The organism is Alteromonas naphthalenivorans (assembly GCF_000213655.1).
GTDB lineage: Bacteria > Pseudomonadota > Gammaproteobacteria > Enterobacterales > Alteromonadaceae > Alteromonas > Alteromonas naphthalenivorans.
In genome coordinates this window covers 526,230-545,003 of record NC_015554.1, presented here as the reverse complement: position 1 = coordinate 545,003, position 18,774 = coordinate 526,230, and the positions used below count along the sequence as shown (strand labels likewise).

At 43.8% G+C, this 18,774-nt stretch carries 16 protein-coding genes; 9 read left to right on the top strand and 7 right to left on the bottom strand.

Annotation, left to right across the window (positions count from 1 at the left end):
• Positions 1-27: 27 nt before the first annotated feature.
• The 5 genes from aceF to ampD all read right to left on the bottom strand — a co-directional run bounded on the left by aceF (position 28) and on the right by ampD (position 7,521).
• Positions 28-2,058, bottom strand: coding sequence for a pyruvate dehydrogenase complex dihydrolipoyllysine-residue acetyltransferase (gene aceF / locus AMBT_RS02300; RefSeq protein ID WP_013782960.1), 2,031 nt, complete (start codon positions 2,056-2,058; stop codon positions 28-30).
• A 26-nt stretch (positions 2,059-2,084) separates the two neighbouring features.
• Entirely contained in the window at positions 2,085-4,760 is a 2,676-nt protein-coding gene (gene aceE, locus AMBT_RS02295; protein ID WP_013782959.1) for a pyruvate dehydrogenase (acetyl-transferring), homodimeric type, read from the bottom strand.
• A 202-nt stretch (positions 4,761-4,962) separates the two neighbouring features.
• The gene (locus AMBT_RS02290) at positions 4,963-5,709 is read right to left on the bottom strand and encodes a GntR family transcriptional regulator (RefSeq protein WP_013782958.1); all 747 of its coding nucleotides are present in this window, start codon (positions 5,707-5,709) and stop codon (positions 4,963-4,965) included.
• Positions 5,710-6,028: 319 nt separating this feature from the next.
• Entirely contained in the window at positions 6,029-6,898 is an 870-nt protein-coding gene (gene ampE, locus AMBT_RS02285) for a beta-lactamase regulator AmpE (RefSeq protein ID WP_013782957.1), read from the bottom strand.
• Between the two features lie 62 nt (positions 6,899-6,960).
• Positions 6,961-7,521 (bottom strand): 1,6-anhydro-N-acetylmuramyl-L-alanine amidase AmpD, encoded by a 561-nt coding sequence (gene ampD, locus AMBT_RS02280; protein WP_013782956.1) that lies wholly within the window; start codon positions 7,519-7,521, stop codon positions 6,961-6,963.
• A gap of 737 nt (positions 7,522-8,258) precedes the next feature.
• Between ampD and AMBT_RS02275 the strand changes: the two genes are divergently transcribed.
• The 9 genes from AMBT_RS02275 to AMBT_RS02235 all read left to right on the top strand — a co-directional run bounded on the left by AMBT_RS02275 (position 8,259) and on the right by AMBT_RS02235 (position 15,446).
• Positions 8,259-8,789, top strand: a complete 531-nt coding sequence (locus AMBT_RS02275; RefSeq protein WP_013782955.1) for a retropepsin-like aspartic protease family protein — start codon at positions 8,259-8,261, stop codon at positions 8,787-8,789.
• Positions 8,790-8,807: 18 nt separating this feature from the next.
• Positions 8,808-9,662: a carboxylating nicotinate-nucleotide diphosphorylase gene (gene nadC, locus AMBT_RS02270; RefSeq protein ID WP_013782954.1), complete on the top strand. Its 855-nt coding sequence runs from the start codon at positions 8,808-8,810 to the stop codon at positions 9,660-9,662.
• Positions 9,663-10,025: 363 nt separating this feature from the next.
• Positions 10,026-10,445: a pilin gene (locus AMBT_RS02265; protein WP_013782953.1), complete on the top strand. Its 420-nt coding sequence runs from the start codon at positions 10,026-10,028 to the stop codon at positions 10,443-10,445.
• A gap of 66 nt (positions 10,446-10,511) precedes the next feature.
• On the top strand, positions 10,512-11,720 hold the full coding sequence (locus tag AMBT_RS02260; protein WP_013782952.1) for a type II secretion system F family protein: 1,209 nt from the start codon (positions 10,512-10,514) through the stop codon (positions 11,718-11,720).
• 110 nt (positions 11,721-11,830) lie between these two features.
• Positions 11,831-12,736 (top strand): prepilin peptidase, encoded by a 906-nt coding sequence (locus AMBT_RS02255; RefSeq protein WP_013782951.1) that lies wholly within the window; start codon positions 11,831-11,833, stop codon positions 12,734-12,736.
• Entirely contained in the window at positions 12,736-13,407 is a 672-nt protein-coding gene (gene coaE, locus AMBT_RS02250) for a dephospho-CoA kinase (protein ID WP_013782950.1), read from the top strand. Before AMBT_RS02255 ends, coaE begins: the two co-directional genes overlap by 1 nt.
• A 128-nt stretch (positions 13,408-13,535) precedes the next feature.
• Positions 13,536-14,288: a cell division protein ZapD gene (gene zapD, locus AMBT_RS02245; protein ID WP_013782949.1), complete on the top strand. Its 753-nt coding sequence runs from the start codon at positions 13,536-13,538 to the stop codon at positions 14,286-14,288.
• A 41-nt stretch (positions 14,289-14,329) separates the two neighbouring features.
• Positions 14,330-14,557, top strand: a complete 228-nt coding sequence (yacG, locus tag AMBT_RS02240) for a DNA gyrase inhibitor YacG (protein WP_013782948.1) — start codon at positions 14,330-14,332, stop codon at positions 14,555-14,557.
• A gap of 10 nt (positions 14,558-14,567) precedes the next feature.
• The gene (locus AMBT_RS02235; protein WP_013782947.1) at positions 14,568-15,446 is read left to right on the top strand and encodes an aspartoacylase; all 879 of its coding nucleotides are present in this window, start codon (positions 14,568-14,570) and stop codon (positions 15,444-15,446) included.
• A gap of 106 nt (positions 15,447-15,552) precedes the next feature.
• On the opposite strand, the gene mutT is transcribed toward AMBT_RS02235, so the two are convergent.
• Both mutT and secA read right to left on the bottom strand, forming a co-directional pair.
• Positions 15,553-15,948: an 8-oxo-dGTP diphosphatase MutT gene (mutT, locus tag AMBT_RS02230; protein WP_013782946.1), complete on the bottom strand. Its 396-nt coding sequence runs from the start codon at positions 15,946-15,948 to the stop codon at positions 15,553-15,555.
• Positions 15,948-18,665 carry a preprotein translocase subunit SecA gene (gene secA, locus AMBT_RS02225; RefSeq protein WP_013782945.1) on the bottom strand — a complete coding sequence of 906 codons (2,718 nt, stop codon included), beginning with the start codon at positions 18,663-18,665 and terminating at the stop codon, positions 15,948-15,950. Before secA ends, mutT begins: the two co-directional genes overlap by 1 nt.
• Between the last annotated feature and the right edge of the window lie 109 nt (positions 18,666-18,774).

The following is an 18,774-nucleotide window of genomic DNA, read 5'->3' as shown; positions in this document are numbered from 1 at the left end:
ATATAACAAACATTCTCGTATTTTTATTTAAAGTATAATTCTGCGCAAGTCAGTTAAGTTTGCTGCCACTTCAGCAGAGAACCTTGCACCTACTGCGCCATCGATAACACGGTGGTCGTAAGATAAACTTAATGGAACCATTAGACGAGGTTCAAACTCGCTACCATTCCACTTCGGTTTCATATCAGACTTAGACACACCTAAGATAGCAACTTCAGGGGCATTCACAATTGGTGTGAACGCTGTTCCGCCAATTCCGCCTAAACTTGAAATGGTGAAGGTACCGCCTTGCATATCTGAAGACTTCAGCTTGCCGTCGCGTGCTTTCTTCGACGTTTCAATAAGCTCTTGAGACAACTGCTCAATACCTTTCTTGTTCACGTCTTTGATTACCGGCACTACCAAGCCACCTGGCGTTTCTACCGCAATACCAATGTTGATGAACTTCTTGATAATCAAGCTTTCACCATCATCAGAAAGCGAAGAGTTAAATACTTCGTATTTCTCTAGTGCTTTTGCGACCGCTTTCATGATGAAAACAAGTGGCGTGATCTTCAAGCCAGACTTAATTTTCGCATGATACGCATTTTGTTCTTTACGGAACGCTTCTACGTCGGTGATATCAGCCTCATCAAACTGTGTTACATGAGGGATAGTCGCCCAGTTACGGTGTAAGAACGGACCAGAAATCTTTTGAATACGCGACAGCTTAACTTCTTCAACTTCGCCAAACTTGCTGTGATCAACAGGTTTAACCGGCACAATTTGAAGTACGTTATCGCCTGCTGGTGCAGCGGCACTTGCAGCACTGCCTTTCGGCTTAGCAAGTTCAGCTTTCACGTAAGCCTGAACGTCTTCTTTAAGAATACGATTCTTAGGGCCTGTTCCATTAACAAGGGTAAGGTCTACACCAAACTCTCTTGCTACGCGGCGCACTGAAGGTGAAGCATGTGCTTTACCATTGCCTTTAGGCTCAGGTGATTCCTGTGGTGGAACAGGTGACTTATTCTGTGCTGCTGGTTTGTCAGCCGCTTTGGGCTTCTCAGGCGCAGATTCCGCTTTCTTCGGTGCAGGTGCTTCGCTACTTGCTGAACCGCCACTTCCGGCAGTTTCCAGCTTAATAACTAGCGTACCTTGCTTAACTTTGTCACCGGCCTTAATGAAGACTTCTTTTACTGTACCTGCATGGGTAGAAGGCACATCCATTGTCGCTTTATCAGTTTCAAGGGTAATAAGACCATCTTCTTTCTCAATGATGTCGCCCACAGAAACTAATACATCGATAACGTCTACTTCACCGTCTTCGCCAATATCAGGTACTTCAACTTCTACTACGCCACCGGCAGATTCTGATGACGGGGCAGATGAAGCCGCGTCGTCAGAAGATGATTCAGCCGAAGGTGCCGCTTTTTCAGAACTTGACTGAGCAGGCGCATCACTGCTAGCTGCTTCACCACTTCCAGCGGTTTCTAGTTTAATAACTAGCGTACCTTCTTTTACTTTATCGCCAGTACTGATGAATACTTCTTTCACAGTACCTGCGTGAGTAGAAGGCACATCCATAGTGGCTTTGTCGGTTTCTAGCGTAATAAGCCCATCTTCTTTTTCGATGGTATCGCCTACAGAAACCAATACATCAATAACATCTACTTCGCCGTCGTCACCAATATCAGGAACCGCAACTTCTATCACTTCACCACCTGATGATGCTGGTGCCGCTTCTGATTTACTTTCTTCTTTAGGTTCTTCTTTCGGCTCTTCTGGTGCAGGCGCTGCTTCAGCTGGCTCTTCTTTCTCTTCAGAAGAGGCTTCTTCGCCACCTGCTTTTTTCATTTCGCCGATAACATCGCCTTCTTTAATCTTGTCGCCAACGGCAACAGATAAGCTAACGATTTCACCTTCAAATGGTGCAGGAATATCCATAGAGGCTTTGTCACTTTCTACAGTAACAACGCCTTCATCTGCATCAATGGTGTCGCCTACGGCAACACATAGCTCGATAACTTCAACTTCGTCACCGCCTACATCCGGTACGATAATCTTTTGAATATCTGACATATGTAAAATACCTTATCTGCCTGTGACTACGCGTAAAGTGGGTTTAGTTTTTCAACGTTAATATCAAAACGTTTAATCGCTTCAGCAACATCTTTCTTATCGAAATCACCGCGCTGCGCTAACTCGTACAATGAAGCCACTACAATGTATGCAGCGTTAACTTCAAAGTGAGTACGCAAGTTTTCTCGGCTGTCACTTCTACCAAAACCATCAGTACCTAGGCAGCGATAATCTGTATCGATAAATGCGCGAACCTGATCAGAGTAGTTTTTAACGTAATCAGTTGCAGAAATAGCAGGACCTGCATCTTTCGTAATAACTTGACCGATGTAAGCTGTTTTCTGATCTGCTTCTGGATTTAACATGTTCCAGCGCGCCACTTCTTGACCTTCACGAGCCAATTCGTTGAACGAGGTTACCGAGTAAACGTCTGAAGAAACGTTGTAATCGTCACAAAGAATTTGTGCCGCTTTACGTACTTCATTCAAGATAGTACCCGAGCCCATTAACTGTACATTGGTCTTGGTCTTCTTGTTTTCAACTCGTTCAAGCTTATAAATACCTTTAATGATTTGATCAGCTACGTCATCACCTTCAGGCATAGCTGGGTGTTGGTAGTTCTCGTTCATCAATGTTAGGTAATAGAATACGTTTTCGTTGTTGCCATACATGCGACGTAAACCGTCTTGTACAATAACAGCCACTTCGTATCCGTAAGTTGGATCGTAAGTTACACAGTTCGGGATAAGGTTCGCTTGAACATGTGAATGACCATCTTGGTGCTGTAGACCTTCACCGTTCAATGTGGTTCTACCTGCGGTAGCACCTAACAAGAAGCCTCTTGCTTGGCTATCGCCAGCTGCCCACGCCAAGTCGCCAACACGTTGGAAACCAAACATTGAGTAGTAAATGTAGAACGGAATAGTCGTGGCGTTACAGGTTGAGTAAGACGTACCTGCCGCAACCCATGATGCCATTGCACCTAATTCGTTAATACCTTCCTGCAATACCTGGCCTTTTTTATCTTCACGATAGTAAGCCACTTGGTCGGCATCTTGTGGAACGTACTTTTGGCCTTCGTTAGCATAAATGCCCACTTGGCGGAACAGCCCTTCCATACCGAATGTACGCGCTTCATCAGGAATAATTGGCACAATACGCTTACCAATCTTCTTGTCTTTCAATAATGCGTTAAGTACACGCACGAAAGTCATAGTAGAGGAAACTGAACGATCGCCAGAGCCTTTTAAAATTGCATCAAATGCTTTTAGCTCAGGTACCTCAAGTTGCTCGTCAGCTTGTTCTCTACGAGAAGGTAAGTAACCGCCTAAAGACTCACGACGCTCGCGCAAGTACTTCATTTCTTCACTGTCTTCAGGGAACTTGAAGTATGGAAGTTCTTCAATTTTTTCGTCAGCAATTGGAATATTGAAACGATCGCGGAATACTTTAAGTGAATCTACGTCCATCTTCTTCACGTTATGCGCAATGTTTAAGGCTTCACCAGAAGCACCTAAACCAAAGCCTTTAACGGTTTTAGCAAGAATAACCGTTGGACGACCTTTGGTCTCTTTCGCTTTTTGATAAGCAGCAAAGACTTTTACTGGATCGTGTCCACCACGGTTCAAGCGCCAGATGTCATCGTCAGACATGTTCGCTACAAGTGCAGCCGTTTCTGGGTACTTGTTGAAGAAGTTTTCGCGAGTGTATTTACCACCCTTCGCTTTACAGTTCTGGTACTCACCGTCTACGGTTTCGCCCATTAACTGAATAAGTTTGCCTGATTTATCACGGGCAAGAAGCTCATCCCAGTAACTGCCCCAAATAACTTTAACCACTTCCCAGCCTGCGCCGCGGAATGTGCCTTCAAGTTCTTGGATAATTTTGCCGTTACCACGAACCGGGCCGTCTAGGCGCTGTAGGTTACAGTTGATAACGAAAGTTAGGTTATCTAGGCCTTCACGTGAAGCAAGACCAATAGCACCCAATGATTCTGGCTCATCACACTCGCCGTCTCCCATGTAGCAGTATACGCGCTGTTCAGAACAGTCTTTGATACCACGGTTAGTAAGGTACTTAAGGAAACGTGCAGTATAAATGGCTTGAAGTGGACCTAAGCCCATCGATACTGTTGGGAACTGCCAGTAATCTTTCATCAAATGAGGGTGCGGGTATGAAGATAGACCTTCACCAGCGCATTCTTGACGGAAGTTATTTAGCTGTTCTTCAGAAAGGTTACCTTCAATGAAAGAACGGGCATAAATACCTGGAGAGATATGGCCTTGGGCAAAAATAAAGTCGCCACCAGCGTTTTCTGTCGGCGCTTTAAAGAAGTGGTTAAAACCAACATCATATAGCATGGCAGATGACGCAAAACTACCAATGTGACCACCAAGCTCTAAGTCTTTCTTAGAAGCACGTAATACAATCATCAATGCATTCCAACGAATGGCGGCACGAATGCGTGCTTCAATCGTTAGGTCGCCAGGCATTTTTGGCTCTTGCGCTGAAGGAATTGTATTGATGTACGCTGTGGTGGCGTCGTACGGTAAGTGCGCTCCGCTACGACGAGCCTTATCAATAAGTTTCTCGAGTAGATAATGGGCGCGTTCTACACCTTCCTCTTCCAAAACAGATTCAAGAGCATCAATCCACTCTTTAGTTTCTTGAGGATCCACATCTTGGTGCATCATATCAGTCATGGTGCCATCCTATTTTTGCTTTATATATAGAGAATTCTTCCTTCGACCTAATTATCGAAAGAAGAATGACCAAATTACGTTGTACTCGCTGTGAACCTTAATGGCTCACCTGTGCTTTTTGCATATCACAGTAGCTAAAATTCTCTTTAAGCCTCTGCTTATATAATCACGCCTTATAAAACTGGGTAAACAAGAAGGCATGTTAAATTTCTAATCGTCGTAACGCGCGTTGTACACGGGTGTCACGCTGATTAATGGTTAATAATGTCTTTTCAATGAACGCAAGGTGCGTATTACAAGCCTGACGTGCCGCTTCTGGATCCTGTGCAGCGATAGCTTCAACAATTTCTTGTCTTTGACGAGCAATATCTGCCACTGCATCAGGGTGAGTCGCTAACATATCAAAGTTACGTTCTATGTTTTCCACCAGCATACTTTGCATGGTGCTCATTACATGTAAAAGCACCATGTTATGGGATGCTCTTGCCATAATGATGTAGAACTTACCTAGCGCTTCAGCTTGTTCCCGCTTACTTTCTTCGGGTGCTGGCGTGGGCAGTTCATTAAGCGCATTTTTTAGTGCTTCATAATCTTCAGGTTGCCCGCGAAGCGCTGCGTAATACGCCGCCATTCCTTCTAGGGCATGACGGAACTCAAGTAAATCGAACTGAGTTTCAGGCCGTTTACTGACAAGTGCCATCAATGGGTCTTTCATGGCAGAGTTAAGGTTGCGGTTTACAAACGTGCCGCCGCCCTGCTTGCGCTCAACCAACCCACGAGCCTGGAGATTACCTATGGCTTCTCGTAAGGAAGGCCGCGATACCTCAAACTGAATCGCAAGTTCACGCTCTGGTGGCAATTTCTGACCTGCCAATAAGCTCCCATCCAAAATCATGGATTCAAGCTGCTCGGTGATAACATCGGCAAGTTTTTTTCGCTGCTGACGCATGCGTGACTGTTTTCCTTCATCTACTTGAGTATGCGACTATTTTGTAAACAAGTAAGGTCTACAGCCACAATTGGTAATACCATTTTACCTATATAGTTTAAGATAGATCGAAAGTGAGGTAAATACTCTCAAGCATAGCAAACTTGTAAGGAGTTGCTTATTGTTAAGCTTTATTGTTGAATTTGTTGCAAAAATTTAGCAAACACTCACTGGTCTGATGAGGTGAAGTGGCGAGGGTATGAGACGTGAAATACCTGATCTATAAATGAAAAATTCATAGACCAGGATAGAATGGTAATACGTTTGTTAACTGAAATAGTTAAGCAAGGGTGCCAACAACGGTTAGCGCAGAGGTAATAACAAGCAGAAAAATAACATTACGTTTTGCTAACTTGACCAGCACTTTAGGCTCTACCGCTGCATTTTCTGTCTGAGCTTGACGTTCTTCAGCCGTTAACATCTCGGCTTTTGACGATACTCGGGTAAGCAAATCGTACGCGGGAACATTAAGTGAAAGTCCGTCTTTCAACCATTGAGGAAGTGCACGGGAAAAATGCCCCATCATCAACATGCCAAACGCCGTAATGCGTACCGGTATAAAATCAAGTGCGTACATTAACTTGCCTGCCGCCATAGCTAATGGATGTTGAGATGCACAGAAACGCTCAGTGGCACTTCTACTGAAACAGTAGAACACGGCACCCGGTGCACCAAATGCTATGAACCACAACATCACCGCAGCGTAGTGCTGATAGTTCAGCCAAGTAAGGTGCTGGCCGAAGCTTTTTCCCTCAGCCATGGCAGTACCGTCGCTATCACGCTTGCTACCGCAATGCCCTAGTTGGTCGGTGTACATACTACAAGCTTGTAAATCGCCTCGGTCTGCGGCGTTCAAAAATTGCTTATACGTGGCACGCAATACCGGGCAGCCTATACAAATAAATAAAATGATACTTTGTTCAATAAAGGTAAGAAAAGCGCCGAACAGCCAATGCTCAATTAGCCCAATGATTAGTGCTGGCAGCAACATATATAAATAAAAAGCAATCGATGACGTGTCTTCTTCTAGCCATTTTCGCTCGTAAAGCCAACTTTGATAGGCAACTGCATAACGTTCTATGTGCCATACCGGCGTTTTAGTAATGAGCCTTTCAAGACTTAATACCAGCAGTAAACTCATTAGTATCATGTTTATTTCCTACCGTAGAATTATAGGTAATAGGCAGACGCATAATCGCCTTGCTTACCGATTTAAATAATCGTGTTGCTTGAGATGTTAGTTGCATCAAGTGACTGTCTGTAGCGTGGCCAATCGAACGCTACACCTGGGTCGGTCTTTCGCCCTGGCGCAATATCATTATGACCCACAATTCGACCCAACGTAATTCGCGGGTACCGTTGCAATATAAACTTACTCAATATCGATAGTTGCTCATATTGAGCATCCGTGTAAGGCAGAGTATCCGTGCCTTCTAATTCAATACCAATGGTAAAGTCGTTACAACGAGAGCGACCTTGAAATGTCGATAACCCTGCATGCCACGCCCGCTTGTTAAAGGGAACAAACTGCTCTATTTCACCGTTGCGGTAAATTACACAATGGGCAGATACCCTAATTCCTGCTATTTCTTTGTAAAACGGGTGCTCATCAGGATTTAACGTACCGGTAAACAACTCACGGATACCTGATGTACCAAATTGCGACGGTGGCAGCGATATATTATGAATAACCAACACGCTCACATCGCTTTCGTCGGGCCGTTCATCATAATGGGGGCAATCAATTTGCGTCGCGGGCTTGTATAACACCATATAATTTGAAGATTCGTTACGTGGTTTTCATTAATAACAGTGTGACACCAGCTGCCCAAGGGCACAAGCTAAACGCCGTTTCTGGTGAAAGGTGAGTTTGAGGGTAAAGCACGCCGTGAATCCATCCATGGAGGCTCGGCTGCAGCATCCATGCTGCAGACGGCTTTACCCTCAAATTCACCTTGCACTTAAATAGACAAGTTACATATTGAAAAAAGAGAAGAATGCAGCCCCCTGCTGCATAAGATTTTAAATGGATGTTGCCTTACTGCTTTGACGAATGACCACTTGATTTGAACGTTAATAATGTTTCAAGAAAAATTGCGCAGATGACTTTACTCTCAAATTTCACCTTGCACTTAAATAGGCAAGTTACATATTGAAAAAAGAGAAGAATGCAGCTCGCTGCTGCATAAGGTTTTAAATGGATGTTGCCTTACTGTTTTGACGAATGACTATTTGATTGGAACTCATATCAACGTTTTGAGTGAAAAGAGAGTTTGGGGAAAAGCACGCCGTGAATCCATCCATGGAGGCTCGGCTGCTGCATCCATGCTGCAGACGGCTTTACTCTCAAACTCACCTTGCACTTAATAATCGCTAGCGTTTTTTGAAAAAGAAAAAAGTGCTCCCCCTTACTGCATAAAGTTTCACTGGGTACGAACTCCTTTAGTTAGGCCGATACGTTTATATTTACGTAGAAAGGCGGTATAAATAGAACGATAAAAAGAAGTGAGATGTTTTATATGAGTGAAGATGATTCTGTGGGCGAGAATTCTGCGGCAAAGTATATGGTGGTGCTGGCGTGGATTTGTGGGTTTGGCCTGCTGGTCTATGTCTTTTCTGGCTTGCTCGATAAGCAAGTTAACCCTAATAGCGAACCCCAGTCACAGCGTATTGGGTCACAAACCGAAGTACGCTTAAAGCAAAACCGTGCAGGACATTACGTGACCTCAGGCTTTATTAATGGCGAAGAAGTGGTGTTTTTGGTAGATACCGGCGCTACCGATGTGTCTATTCCCGCCCATCTAGCCCAGAGACTTCAATTACAAGCGGGTCGTAAAGGCTTAGCCAATACGGCGAATGGAACCGTTACCGTTGCTGAATCACGTATTGATACTCTTCGAATTGGCGACATTGTGCTAAACAATGTTAGCGCAAACCTAAACCCCGGTATGCAAAGTGAGCATATCTTGCTTGGAATGAGCGTTTTACGGCAATTAGAGTTTACTCAGCGCGGAGATTCGTTAATATTGCGTACCCTTTAATTCTAAACAGCAGCCATCATGATTTCACCCGACATTAACGCCATCCGCGAACAAGTTTCTCTCGCACTTATCGAAGATTTAGGGGGCGAGCTTAACGCGCATAACGACATTACTGCGAACTTAATAGACGAAAGCGAAAACGCGACTGCTACTATTATTACCCGTGAGCAATGCGTTATTTGCGGCGTAGCTTGGGTTGAACAAGCGTTTGCGTTAATTGATGAGCGCTTGGAATTAGTATGGCAAGTAAAAGACGGCGATACCGTTGCAGCAGATACTACCCTACTGACTTTAACAGGCTCGGCTCGCGCTATTCTTACTGCCGAGCGGGTAGCACTTAATTTTCTGCAAACCCTTTCAGCAACGGCAACCGTCACAGCCAGCTACGCGAAGTTGCTTGCCGGAAGCAACACCAAAATTCTTGATACACGCAAAACCCTACCAGGCCTTCGTATGGCACAGAAGTACGCTGTGCATTGTGGCGGCGGACAAAATCATCGTATTGGTTTGTTTGATGCGTTCTTAATTAAAGAAAACCACATTTTTTCCTGCGGCTCTATAGAGAAAGCAATAAGCCGTGCTAAAGAAATGAAACCTGGGAAGCCTGTTGAAGTAGAAGTAGAAAGCTTAGAAGAATTACAACAAGCACTTCTTGCAGGGGCTGACATCGTTATGTTGGATAACTTTACCAACGAACAGATCCAAAAGGCAGTAGCGCTAACCCAAGGGCAATGTAAACTGGAAGTGTCAGGTAACATTACCGATGAACGGTTATCGTCGCTAGCAACACTAGGTGTAGACTATATTTCATCTGGTGCATTAACTAAGAATGTGAAGGCAATTGATTTGTCGCTAAGGGTTAACTTAGCGTAAAAAAGGTTGCGAATAGCGTACGTTAATCTCATATGTAACAGTTCACATGACGTGCTTAGGTATAAAGCTACTTTACTACTTTATAAGCACGTTTCATCGGTTTCGTTCTAGCTAGTATAGTTATCTATACGTACAAAAGTTGTAAATTGATACCAAAGTTCAACAACATAGGGCTGCAAAGCACTAATTGAACATGTCATACTTGAAAAGTCAGACATAGGTATTTTTCTGCATACTTGTCACTGACCAATTAATTTATATACTTAGATTCAAGTACCAGGGGCGTTTAAGGACGACTCGGGTATAAACGTCAATTTGAATTACATTTAAACTTAACGTGCTATACACGTCCCGGAGAAAACCATGATGAACATGAAAACTAAAAACCAAAAGGGTTTCACCCTAATCGAATTAATGATCGTTGTTGCCATTATCGGTATTTTGGCGGCAATCGCTTTACCTGCTTATCAAACTTATACTAAAAAGTCTAAGTTCACAGAAGTAGTAATGGCTACCACTGCATTTAAAACGGCTTTTGAAGTTTCTGCTCAAACGGGTGAATTTTCCGCTATTGGTGACGCAGATGCTGGAACTAACGGCCTTCCACCAAATATCACGACTTCAACAGGCCGCGTTTTAGAAGTTAAGATTGAAAATGGTGTTATTACAGCTAAGGGCACAACTGAAGTTGATAGCTATACCTACATTCTTACCCCTAGCGGAATTGTTGCGCCAATCACATGGGCAAAAACAGGTACTTGTGTAGCTGCTGGAGTGTGCTAACGAGCGATCGTTTCATCTAAGGGAAGTGCAGGTGCACTTCCCTTTTTTATATGAGGAAGGGTATCTGTGAAGGCTGCAATAGTTTACGAATGGCAAGGTAAAGATGGGCGAGGTAACAGCCGCAAAGGTGAGATATCGGCTGCCAACCTTAAAGAAGCCAAAATGCAACTTCGTAAACAAGGCGTCTCAGTTAGAAAAGTAAAAAAACAGCAGAAATCCCTATTTAGTCGTGGCGGCCAAAAAATTACCGCTGCAGACATTTCAGTATTTTCACGCCAAATTGCCACTATGCTGGCTGCTGGTGTTACCCTTATCCAATCTTTAGACATGATATCTCAAGGTCATGCAAAAGCATCAATGCGTAAATTGCTCGGCGATATCACTAATGAAGTTCGCTCGGGTAACCCGTTATCAAGCTCACTGCGTAAACATCCTGAATATTTTGACGATTTATATTGCGACTTGGTTTACACCGGAGAACAATCAGGTGCGCTTGAAACCATTTACGACCGAATAGCCACCTATAAAGAAAAAGCGGAAGCACTTAAATCAAAAATTAAAAAAGCGATGTTTTACCCTGTAGCTGTGGTGGTAGTCGCGCTTATTGTAACCACCATATTGTTGGTGTTTGTGGTACCTCAATTTGAAGAAATTTTTAGTAGTTTCGGGGCTGAGCTTCCTGCCTTTACACTCTTTGTACTCGCCATCTCGAATTTTGTGCAAAGTTACGGGATATTTATAGGCATCGGAATTGGTATAGCTGGCTACATGTTTATGCGCGCTCATAAGAAAAGCCAAAGCTTTCGCGATAGAGTTGATAGAGCGGTTCTTAAAATTCCCGTTATTGGGGAAATACTCAAAAAAGCCAGTATCGCACGGTTTACTCGCACTCTCGCAACCACCTTTGCTGCCGGTGTACCTTTAATTGGCGCACTTGAATCGGCTGCTGGCGCGTCGGGTAATGCGGTCTTTAGAGACGCCATCATGTTTATGCGAAAAGAAGTGGCAGGCGGCATGCCAATGCATACATCAATGCGCGCTACCAATGTATTTCCTGATATGGTGACGCAGATGGTGGCCATCGGTGAAGAGTCTGGCTCAGTTGACTCTATGTTAAGCAAAATTGCTACCATCTATGAAGCCGAAGTGGATGATATGGTCGATGGCTTAACCAGCTTATTAGAGCCAATGATTATGGCTGTGCTAGGCGTAGTGATTGGCGGCCTTATCGTCGCGATGTACCTTCCCATATTTGAAATGGGTAATGTGGTATAACCTTTTCGCCATACGGTACCTGCTGTGTTTGTACACTACACATGATTAGGCTTGCCCAGCGCAGGCCTTTTTTGCATTATTAACTAAAATAAAAAAGAGAACGCTATTTTATGGAAGCGATATTGCTTACCAGCCAATTATACCCGTGGTTATTCTACCTCTTTGTTTTCGTGGTTAGCTTAATGGTAGGAAGCTTCTTAAATGTAGTTATTCATCGCTTGCCCATTATGATGGAAAACAGTTGGAAGCAGGAATACGCCAGTTACTTTAGTGAAACAAATAGCGAAAATGAAGATATTCAAGCTGCTGGTGAGCAAACTCTTCCTGAAACGTTTAATTTAGCCAAGCCAGACAGCACCTGCCCTAGTTGCGGTCATAAAATTCGGGCTTGGGAAAATATTCCTATTATTAGCTATCTTTTCCTGCGCGGAAAATGCGCCAACTGTAAAACTCCTATTTCTATTCGCTATCCATTAGTAGAGTTATTTACAGCGCTAACTTGTACGTTCGCCGCCTACTATTTTGGCCCTACACCTCAAGCAATATGGGCGGTGATATTTACTTATATTCTTATCGCCTTAATTTTTATCGATTTAGATAAAATGCTGCTTCCAGACCAACTTACTCTACCCTTACTTTGGCTTGGTTTAATACTTAGCACCCAATCCATTTTTGTTGGGCCAGTTGACGCCATTATTGGTGCCGCCGCCGGATATTTGAGTTTATGGTCTGTATTCTGGTTGTTTAAAATAGTCACCGGAAAGGAAGGCATGGGATATGGCGACTTTAAAATATTAGCAGCTCTTGGTGCCTTTACTGGCTGGCAAGGTTTACCCATCATTATTTTATTGTCTTCAATAGTCGGTGCAATCGCCGGCATTGCCATTATGATGTTCCAAAACAAAGGAAAATCACTGGCTATCCCCTTCGGGCCCTATTTGGCCGTTGCTGGTTGGATAACCTTATTTTATAAAGACTCGATTATTACCCACTATTTAAAATGGGCACTGCAGTAATGGTAGCAACGAAAACAGCACAAGCAGAACCAAAGAGGCCTTCGAATAAAAGCGATAAAGTCGTGATTGGCCTTACCGGCGGAATTGGTAGTGGAAAGTCTGCCGCTACGAATAAATTCGCAGCGTTAGGTATTGATATTATTGACGCCGATGAAGTGGCTAGAGAGGTTGTTACGCTTGGCAGTGAAGGGTTAACTAAAATAACCGAGCATTTTGGCCACGCTATTTTGTTAGAAGATGGCACCCTAAATAGGGCAGCGTTACGAGAGTGTGTTTTTAATAATAGCGAAGAAAAGCAATGGCTCAATCAATTGTTACATCCGCTTATTCGCAAAACTATGCTGCAACAAATAGCTGACTCGACTAGCCATTATTGTATTTTATCGGTTCCTTTACTGGTTGAGGGCAACCTTAGTGAATTATGCGATCGGGTCATTGTAGTAGATTGCCCCGAATCCATGCAGCTTGAACGAGCCATGCAACGCGATGGCAGTACCAAGCAACTAATTGAAAGTATTATGGCATCGCAAGCGACCAGAAAAGAACGATTATCCGCGGCTGATGATGTCATCGATAATAGTAAAACTATTGAGTTTCTCAACAAGCAAGTAATCGCGCTACATAACGAATACTCCCGTAAATACAGTGCAAATAACGAAAATTCTTCGTAAATTCGGTTTTACTGCAACTTTTTTCCTTAAAACTCGTCAAATACTTAATTGATTATGAAAGTAGGCTTGGCTTAGGGCAGTTCATGCATTAGGCTTTAGGGTTAAGTCTATGTGTTTTAAGGATATCCATGAGCGAAGCTGTATTCGAATTCCCCCTAAAGGAAAAAGTGCGTAACTATCTGCGCGTAGAGCAGCTTCTTGGGCAGTTAAAAAGCACCGCGAAATCTGACAGTGTGCCACTGCAAATGGTTTTCTTTGAGCAGTTATTTGAGTTACTCGATTTGATTGAGCGACTGGATTTACGCTCAGACATGAGCAAAGATTTAGATGCCCACGAAAAAAATCTCGTTTATTGGTCACAGCACCCTAAGATAGATAGTGCCGCGCTAGATCAGGCACTTAAAACCATAGTGAACCTTAAGCAAAAGCTTAAAACCGACCGTCGCTTTGGCAGCGCGCTTAAAGAAGATAAGCTGCTTAGTGCGATTAGGCAGCGCTTCGCTATTCCAGGTGGTTCTTGTAGCTTTGACCTACCCAACCTTCACTTTTGGCTTCAACAACCTTCCGAGGTTCGCCAACAAGAAATTGGCCAATGGCTTGAAACCTTGAGTTCATTAGACGACACCATAGCCGTTAGTTTGTCGTTTATTCGTGAACGCGGACAATTCAAAACGGTTACTGCAGACAATGGATTTTACCAAGGTGCGGCTGAAGATAAAAACGAGCTTATCCGCATAAAATGCCGTGTAGATGAAGGTTACTACCCTACCCTTAGCGGCAATAAATACCGCTATGCCTTGCGCTTTTTATGGTTTTCTCCCGCTGAAGGCCAAAACGCGGCTGTTGAATCTAATATTCAGTTTAAACTGGCAGCCTGTTAAACTACGCCTATCGAAAACCTAATCTGCTACTGGAGTGATTCATGGTTGTAAATTGCCCAACTTGTGCGAAGTCCGTTACTTGGAATAGTGAAAGCGAATTTCGTCCTTTTTGTAGTAAAAAATGTCAACTTATTGATTTAGGCGAATGGGCTTCTGAAGAACATAAAATTGCTGCAAAACCATCTGAACAGCCTTCCGCTAAAGAAGTCGACATTGAAGAAATAGAAGCAATGCTTGCTAAGCAATCTGACGACTTTTTCAAACACTAATAGGAAGTATATGATTAATAAAATTGCGCTTGTTGGTGGAACACATGGTAATGAAACCAGTGGTATTCAACTTATTCATAACTGGCAATCTGAAGGGTTCTCTGATGCGCTATCATCGCGCTATTCATCACTGGACGTGTCGCTTACCATTGCTAACCCAGACGCCCTAAGCGCTAATGTGCGATTTGTTGAAGAAGATTTGAATCGTCAGTTCACCCTAGAAGCCTTAAGCAACGCCAGCGATGCTAAAGAGGCGAAGCTAGCTAAAAAGCTTAACCAGCAATTTGGCCCTAAAGGCAATTCTACAACTGACTTGGTAATTGATATTCACAACACCACCAGTAACATGGGTGCAACGCTAATCATTTTAGAAGCTGATGATTTCCATATTCAGCTCGCGCGATTTGTGAAGCATCATATGCCTGAAGCGAACATTCTTTTAGAAGATGAAAAACCGTATTTAGAGCACGGTTATTTGTGTACCACGGGCAAACGTGGCGTAATGATTGAGGTAGGCGCACAACCTCAAGGTGTGTTGCGAGAAGACGTTTATTTGCTTACCCAAACCATGGCTGAAGTTATTCTGGATTTTTGCCAAGCGTATAACACAGATAGCCTTGAACAATACGCTGAGTGCGAGGTGTTTAGACTAGGGGAAAATATTAAATTCCCACTTAGTGCCGAGGGTAAACGTACTGCGATGATCCACCACTCATTGCAAGATAACGACTTCGCCCCGCTTATTCCAGGTGCACCGGTATTTCGCACCTTTGATGGTAAAGACATTGAATGGCAAGAAGCACAGGAAACCTATCCTCACTTCATCAACGAAGCGGCTTATCACAAGCTAGATGTGGCTTTTGCCACTGCAACACGGCTTATGCTGTAAGCCGTTAAAGCCCGCATTTCAAACGGGACACAGATACAAAAAAGGGCGGTCTATTAAGACCGCCCTTTTTGTTTTGAAGTATGTGTTTTAGGCTAAAAGCCGTCAGCTACTTCGAATATTTCTGTTGAAGCGCATCTATTATAGCCACATTAGCTGCCGGAAATTCACCAGCTTCCAATGCACTTACTTCAACCCAGCGCGTTTGTTGGTTTTCCTTACCTTCAGGTTCACCGTTAAACGCACTCACAGCATGTACATCAAGCTTAACAAGCTTATCGCCATAATCATGTTCAATGATAAGCAAAGGCTCGCTAGACTGCACTAGAATGCCAATCTCTTCTTGCAACTCTCGGCGCAATGCATCAAGTACAGTTTCATTATCTTCAACTTTACCGCCAGGAAATTCCCACTTGCCGCCTTGATGGGCGTTATCAGCCCGCAGGCTGATAAACACTTGTGTGCCGCGACGTACTACCCCAACGGCAACATGTACAACTTTCATTAGCTTAATTTACCGTGGCACTGCTTGTATTTTTTGCCTGAACCACAAGGGCAAGGATCGTTGCGACCTACTTTAGGGCCGTCACGTACCTCTGTACGTACTTTATCGCTAGCTGCTTCTGGCGGTGCTTCAGTAGCTGACGCGTTTTCGTGCTCAAATTGCTTAGGCACGTTATCCGCTTGACGACGCTGCTCTTCAACTTTCTCAACGTCTTCTTCAGCTTGTACTTTCACACGTGAAAGAATCGTAATCACTTCAACTTTCAACGCTTCTAGCATTTGTGAAAACAAAGCAAACGACTCGCGCTTGTATTCTTGCTTCGGATTTTTCTGCGCGTAGCTGCGAAGTCCAATACCTTGACGAAGGTGATCCATGGCCGCCAAATGTTCTTTCCAATGGCTGTCTAGGTTTTGTAGCATCACGGCTTTTTCAAACTGACGAAGTACTTGTTCGCCCACTACCGCTTCTTTCTCTTTATAGCTAGCGACTACTTCACCATGAATACGCTCACGAAGCTTTTCTTCATAAAGTTTGTCGTCGCTTTCTAACCAGTTTTGAATAGGCAAGTCTACGGCGAAGTCAGCGCGTAAACGCTCTTCTAACCCTTTCACATCCCACATTTCTTCTAGAGACTGTGGTGGAATATATTCATCAACCACACCGCTTACCACGTCTTCGCGGATTACTGCGATGGTTTCGCTAATGTCGCCTTCATCAAGCAACTCATTGCGCTGCTCATAAATCACTTTACGTTGGTCGTTTGCCACATCATCGTATTCAAGTAGTTGCTTACGAATATCGAAGTTACGACCTTCTACTTTACGTTGGGCGTTTTCGATAGCGCGGGTTACCCATGGGTGTTCAATGGCTTCGCCTTTTTCCATCCCTAAGCGCTTCATCATGTTGCCCATTTTTTCAGAGGCAAAAATACGCATTAGGGCATCATCTAGAGACAAGTAAAAACGGCTTGAACCTGGATCACCCTGACGACCTGAACGACCGCGCAGCTGATTATCGATACGGCGAGATTCATGGCGCTCTGTACCAATGATATGCAAACCGCCTGATGCTAGAACGGCGTCATGGCGTACTTTCCACTCAGCCTTAATCTTATCGATTTGTGCTTGAGTAGGGTTTTCGATTTTTTCGATTTCTGCTTGCCAGTTACCGCCAAGCACAATATCCGTTCCACGACCTGCCATGTTAGTCGCTATAGTTACCGCACCTGGCTTACCGGCTTGAGCAACAATATCGGCTTCGTGTTCGTGGAACTTAGCGTTAAGTACTTTATGGGGAATTTTGCTTTTCTTAAGTACCCGAGACAACAACTCAGAGTTTTCAATCGATACTGTCCCTACCAAGGTAGGCTGACCGCGCTCAACACATGCTTTAATATCTTCTACAATAGCATCGTATTTTTCTTCTGCCGTTAAATAGATAAGGTCGGCCTTATCTTTACGCTGCATAGGTTTGTTGGTCGGCAATACAACCGTTTCTAGGCTGTATATATGCTGGAATTCGAACGCTTCCGTATCGGCAGTACCTGTCATACCCGCAAGTTTGTTGTACAAGCGGAAGTAGTTTTGGAAAGTAATAGACGCTAAGGTTTGGTTCTCATTTTGAATCTTCACACCTTCTTTTGCTTCAACAGCTTGGTGTAAACCTTCAGACCAACGACGACCTTCCATTGTACGACCAGTATGCTCATCAACAATAACGATTTGGTCTTCTTTAACGATGTAATCTACATCTTTTGAAAACAATTTGTGTGCACGAAGGGCTGCGTTAATGTGGTGAAGTAATGAGATATTACCCGCAGCAAATAACGATTCGCCTTCTGGCAATACGCCTGCACGATGCAAAATTTCTTCTACATGGCCCTGGCCACGTTCAGTTAAATGAATTTGTTTCGCTTTAAGGTCGATAGTGTAATCACCGTCGCCTTCTTTGCCTTCTTCGTCTTCTTCTTCTTGCTGAATCAATTCAGGTATAACTAAATTAATACGGCGGTAAAGTTCAGAACTGTCTTCTGCTTGGCCTGAAATAATAAGCGGAGTACGGGCTTCATCAATTAGGATTGAATCTACTTCATCCACTACAGCAAAGTTAAGTGGGCGCTGAACGCGGTCTTGCGGGCTAAACGCCATGTTGTCACGCAAGTAATCAAAGCCGAACTCGTTGTTTGTACCATAGGTAACGTCAGCTTGGTAAGCGTCACGCTTTTGCTCGTGCGCCATACCGGGTACGTTACAACCTACACGCATACCCAAGAAAGTGAACAGCTGGTTAGCCCATTCAGCATCACGCTTAGCGAGGTAATCGTTCACGGTAATAACGTGAACACCTTTACCTGATAAGGCATTTAAATAAGTTGGCAAGGTAGCGGTAAGGGTTTTACCTTCACCGGTACGCATTTCTGAAATTTTGCCTTCGTGTAATACTTGGCCGCCAAGCATTTGTACGTCGAAGTGGCGCATGCCGTACACACGTTTACTTGCTTCACGTACGGTAGCAAAAGCTTCGTACATAAGATCTTCAAGGCTTTCGCCTTTTTCGATTCGCTGTTTAAACTCAGCCGTTTTTGCTTTTAACGCCTCATCAGAAAGCTGTTCATACTCTGCTTCCAGTGCATTGATGGCATCTACATTTTTTTGTAATTTTTTTAATAGACGGTCGTTTCGGCTACCGAACACTTTTCTAAGGATGCTTGAAAACATTAGCTTGTTATTTCCACTACTTGTCGAGACGCCGCACGGTAAGAGCACAGCTGCGATTAAACGTAAAAGACACTACCTCTAAAGATAATGCCAAGCGATAACTAATTGT

Excerpts from the sequence above, each read along its gene's own strand:
- aceF (WP_013782960.1), bottom strand. The coding sequence starts at position 2,058 with ATGTCAGATATTCAAAAGATTATCGTACCGGATGTAGGCGGTGACGAA.
- aceE (WP_013782959.1), bottom strand. The coding sequence starts at position 4,760 with ATGACTGATATGATGCACCAAGATGTGGATCCTCAAGAAACTAAAGAG.
- AMBT_RS02290 (WP_013782958.1), bottom strand. The coding sequence starts at position 5,709 with ATGCGTCAGCAGCGAAAAAAACTTGCCGATGTTATCACCGAGCAGCTT.
- ampE (WP_013782957.1), bottom strand. The coding sequence starts at position 6,898 with ATGATACTAATGAGTTTACTGCTGGTATTAAGTCTTGAAAGGCTCATT.
- ampD (WP_013782956.1), bottom strand. The coding sequence starts at position 7,521 with ATGGTGTTATACAAGCCCGCGACGCAAATTGATTGCCCCCATTATGAT.
- AMBT_RS02275 (WP_013782955.1), top strand. The coding sequence starts at position 8,259 with ATGTTTTATATGAGTGAAGATGATTCTGTGGGCGAGAATTCTGCGGCA.
- nadC (WP_013782954.1), top strand. The coding sequence starts at position 8,808 with ATGATTTCACCCGACATTAACGCCATCCGCGAACAAGTTTCTCTCGCA.
- AMBT_RS02265 (WP_013782953.1), top strand. The coding sequence starts at position 10,026 with ATGATGAACATGAAAACTAAAAACCAAAAGGGTTTCACCCTAATCGAA.
- AMBT_RS02255 (WP_013782951.1), top strand. The coding sequence starts at position 11,831 with ATGGAAGCGATATTGCTTACCAGCCAATTATACCCGTGGTTATTCTAC.
- coaE (WP_013782950.1), top strand. The coding sequence starts at position 12,736 with ATGGTAGCAACGAAAACAGCACAAGCAGAACCAAAGAGGCCTTCGAAT.
- zapD (WP_013782949.1), top strand. The coding sequence starts at position 13,536 with ATGAGCGAAGCTGTATTCGAATTCCCCCTAAAGGAAAAAGTGCGTAAC.
- yacG (WP_013782948.1), top strand. The coding sequence starts at position 14,330 with ATGGTTGTAAATTGCCCAACTTGTGCGAAGTCCGTTACTTGGAATAGT.
- AMBT_RS02235 (WP_013782947.1), top strand. The coding sequence starts at position 14,568 with ATGATTAATAAAATTGCGCTTGTTGGTGGAACACATGGTAATGAAACC.
- mutT (WP_013782946.1), bottom strand. The coding sequence starts at position 15,948 with ATGAAAGTTGTACATGTTGCCGTTGGGGTAGTACGTCGCGGCACACAA.
- secA (WP_013782945.1), bottom strand. The coding sequence starts at position 18,665 with ATGTTTTCAAGCATCCTTAGAAAAGTGTTCGGTAGCCGAAACGACCGT.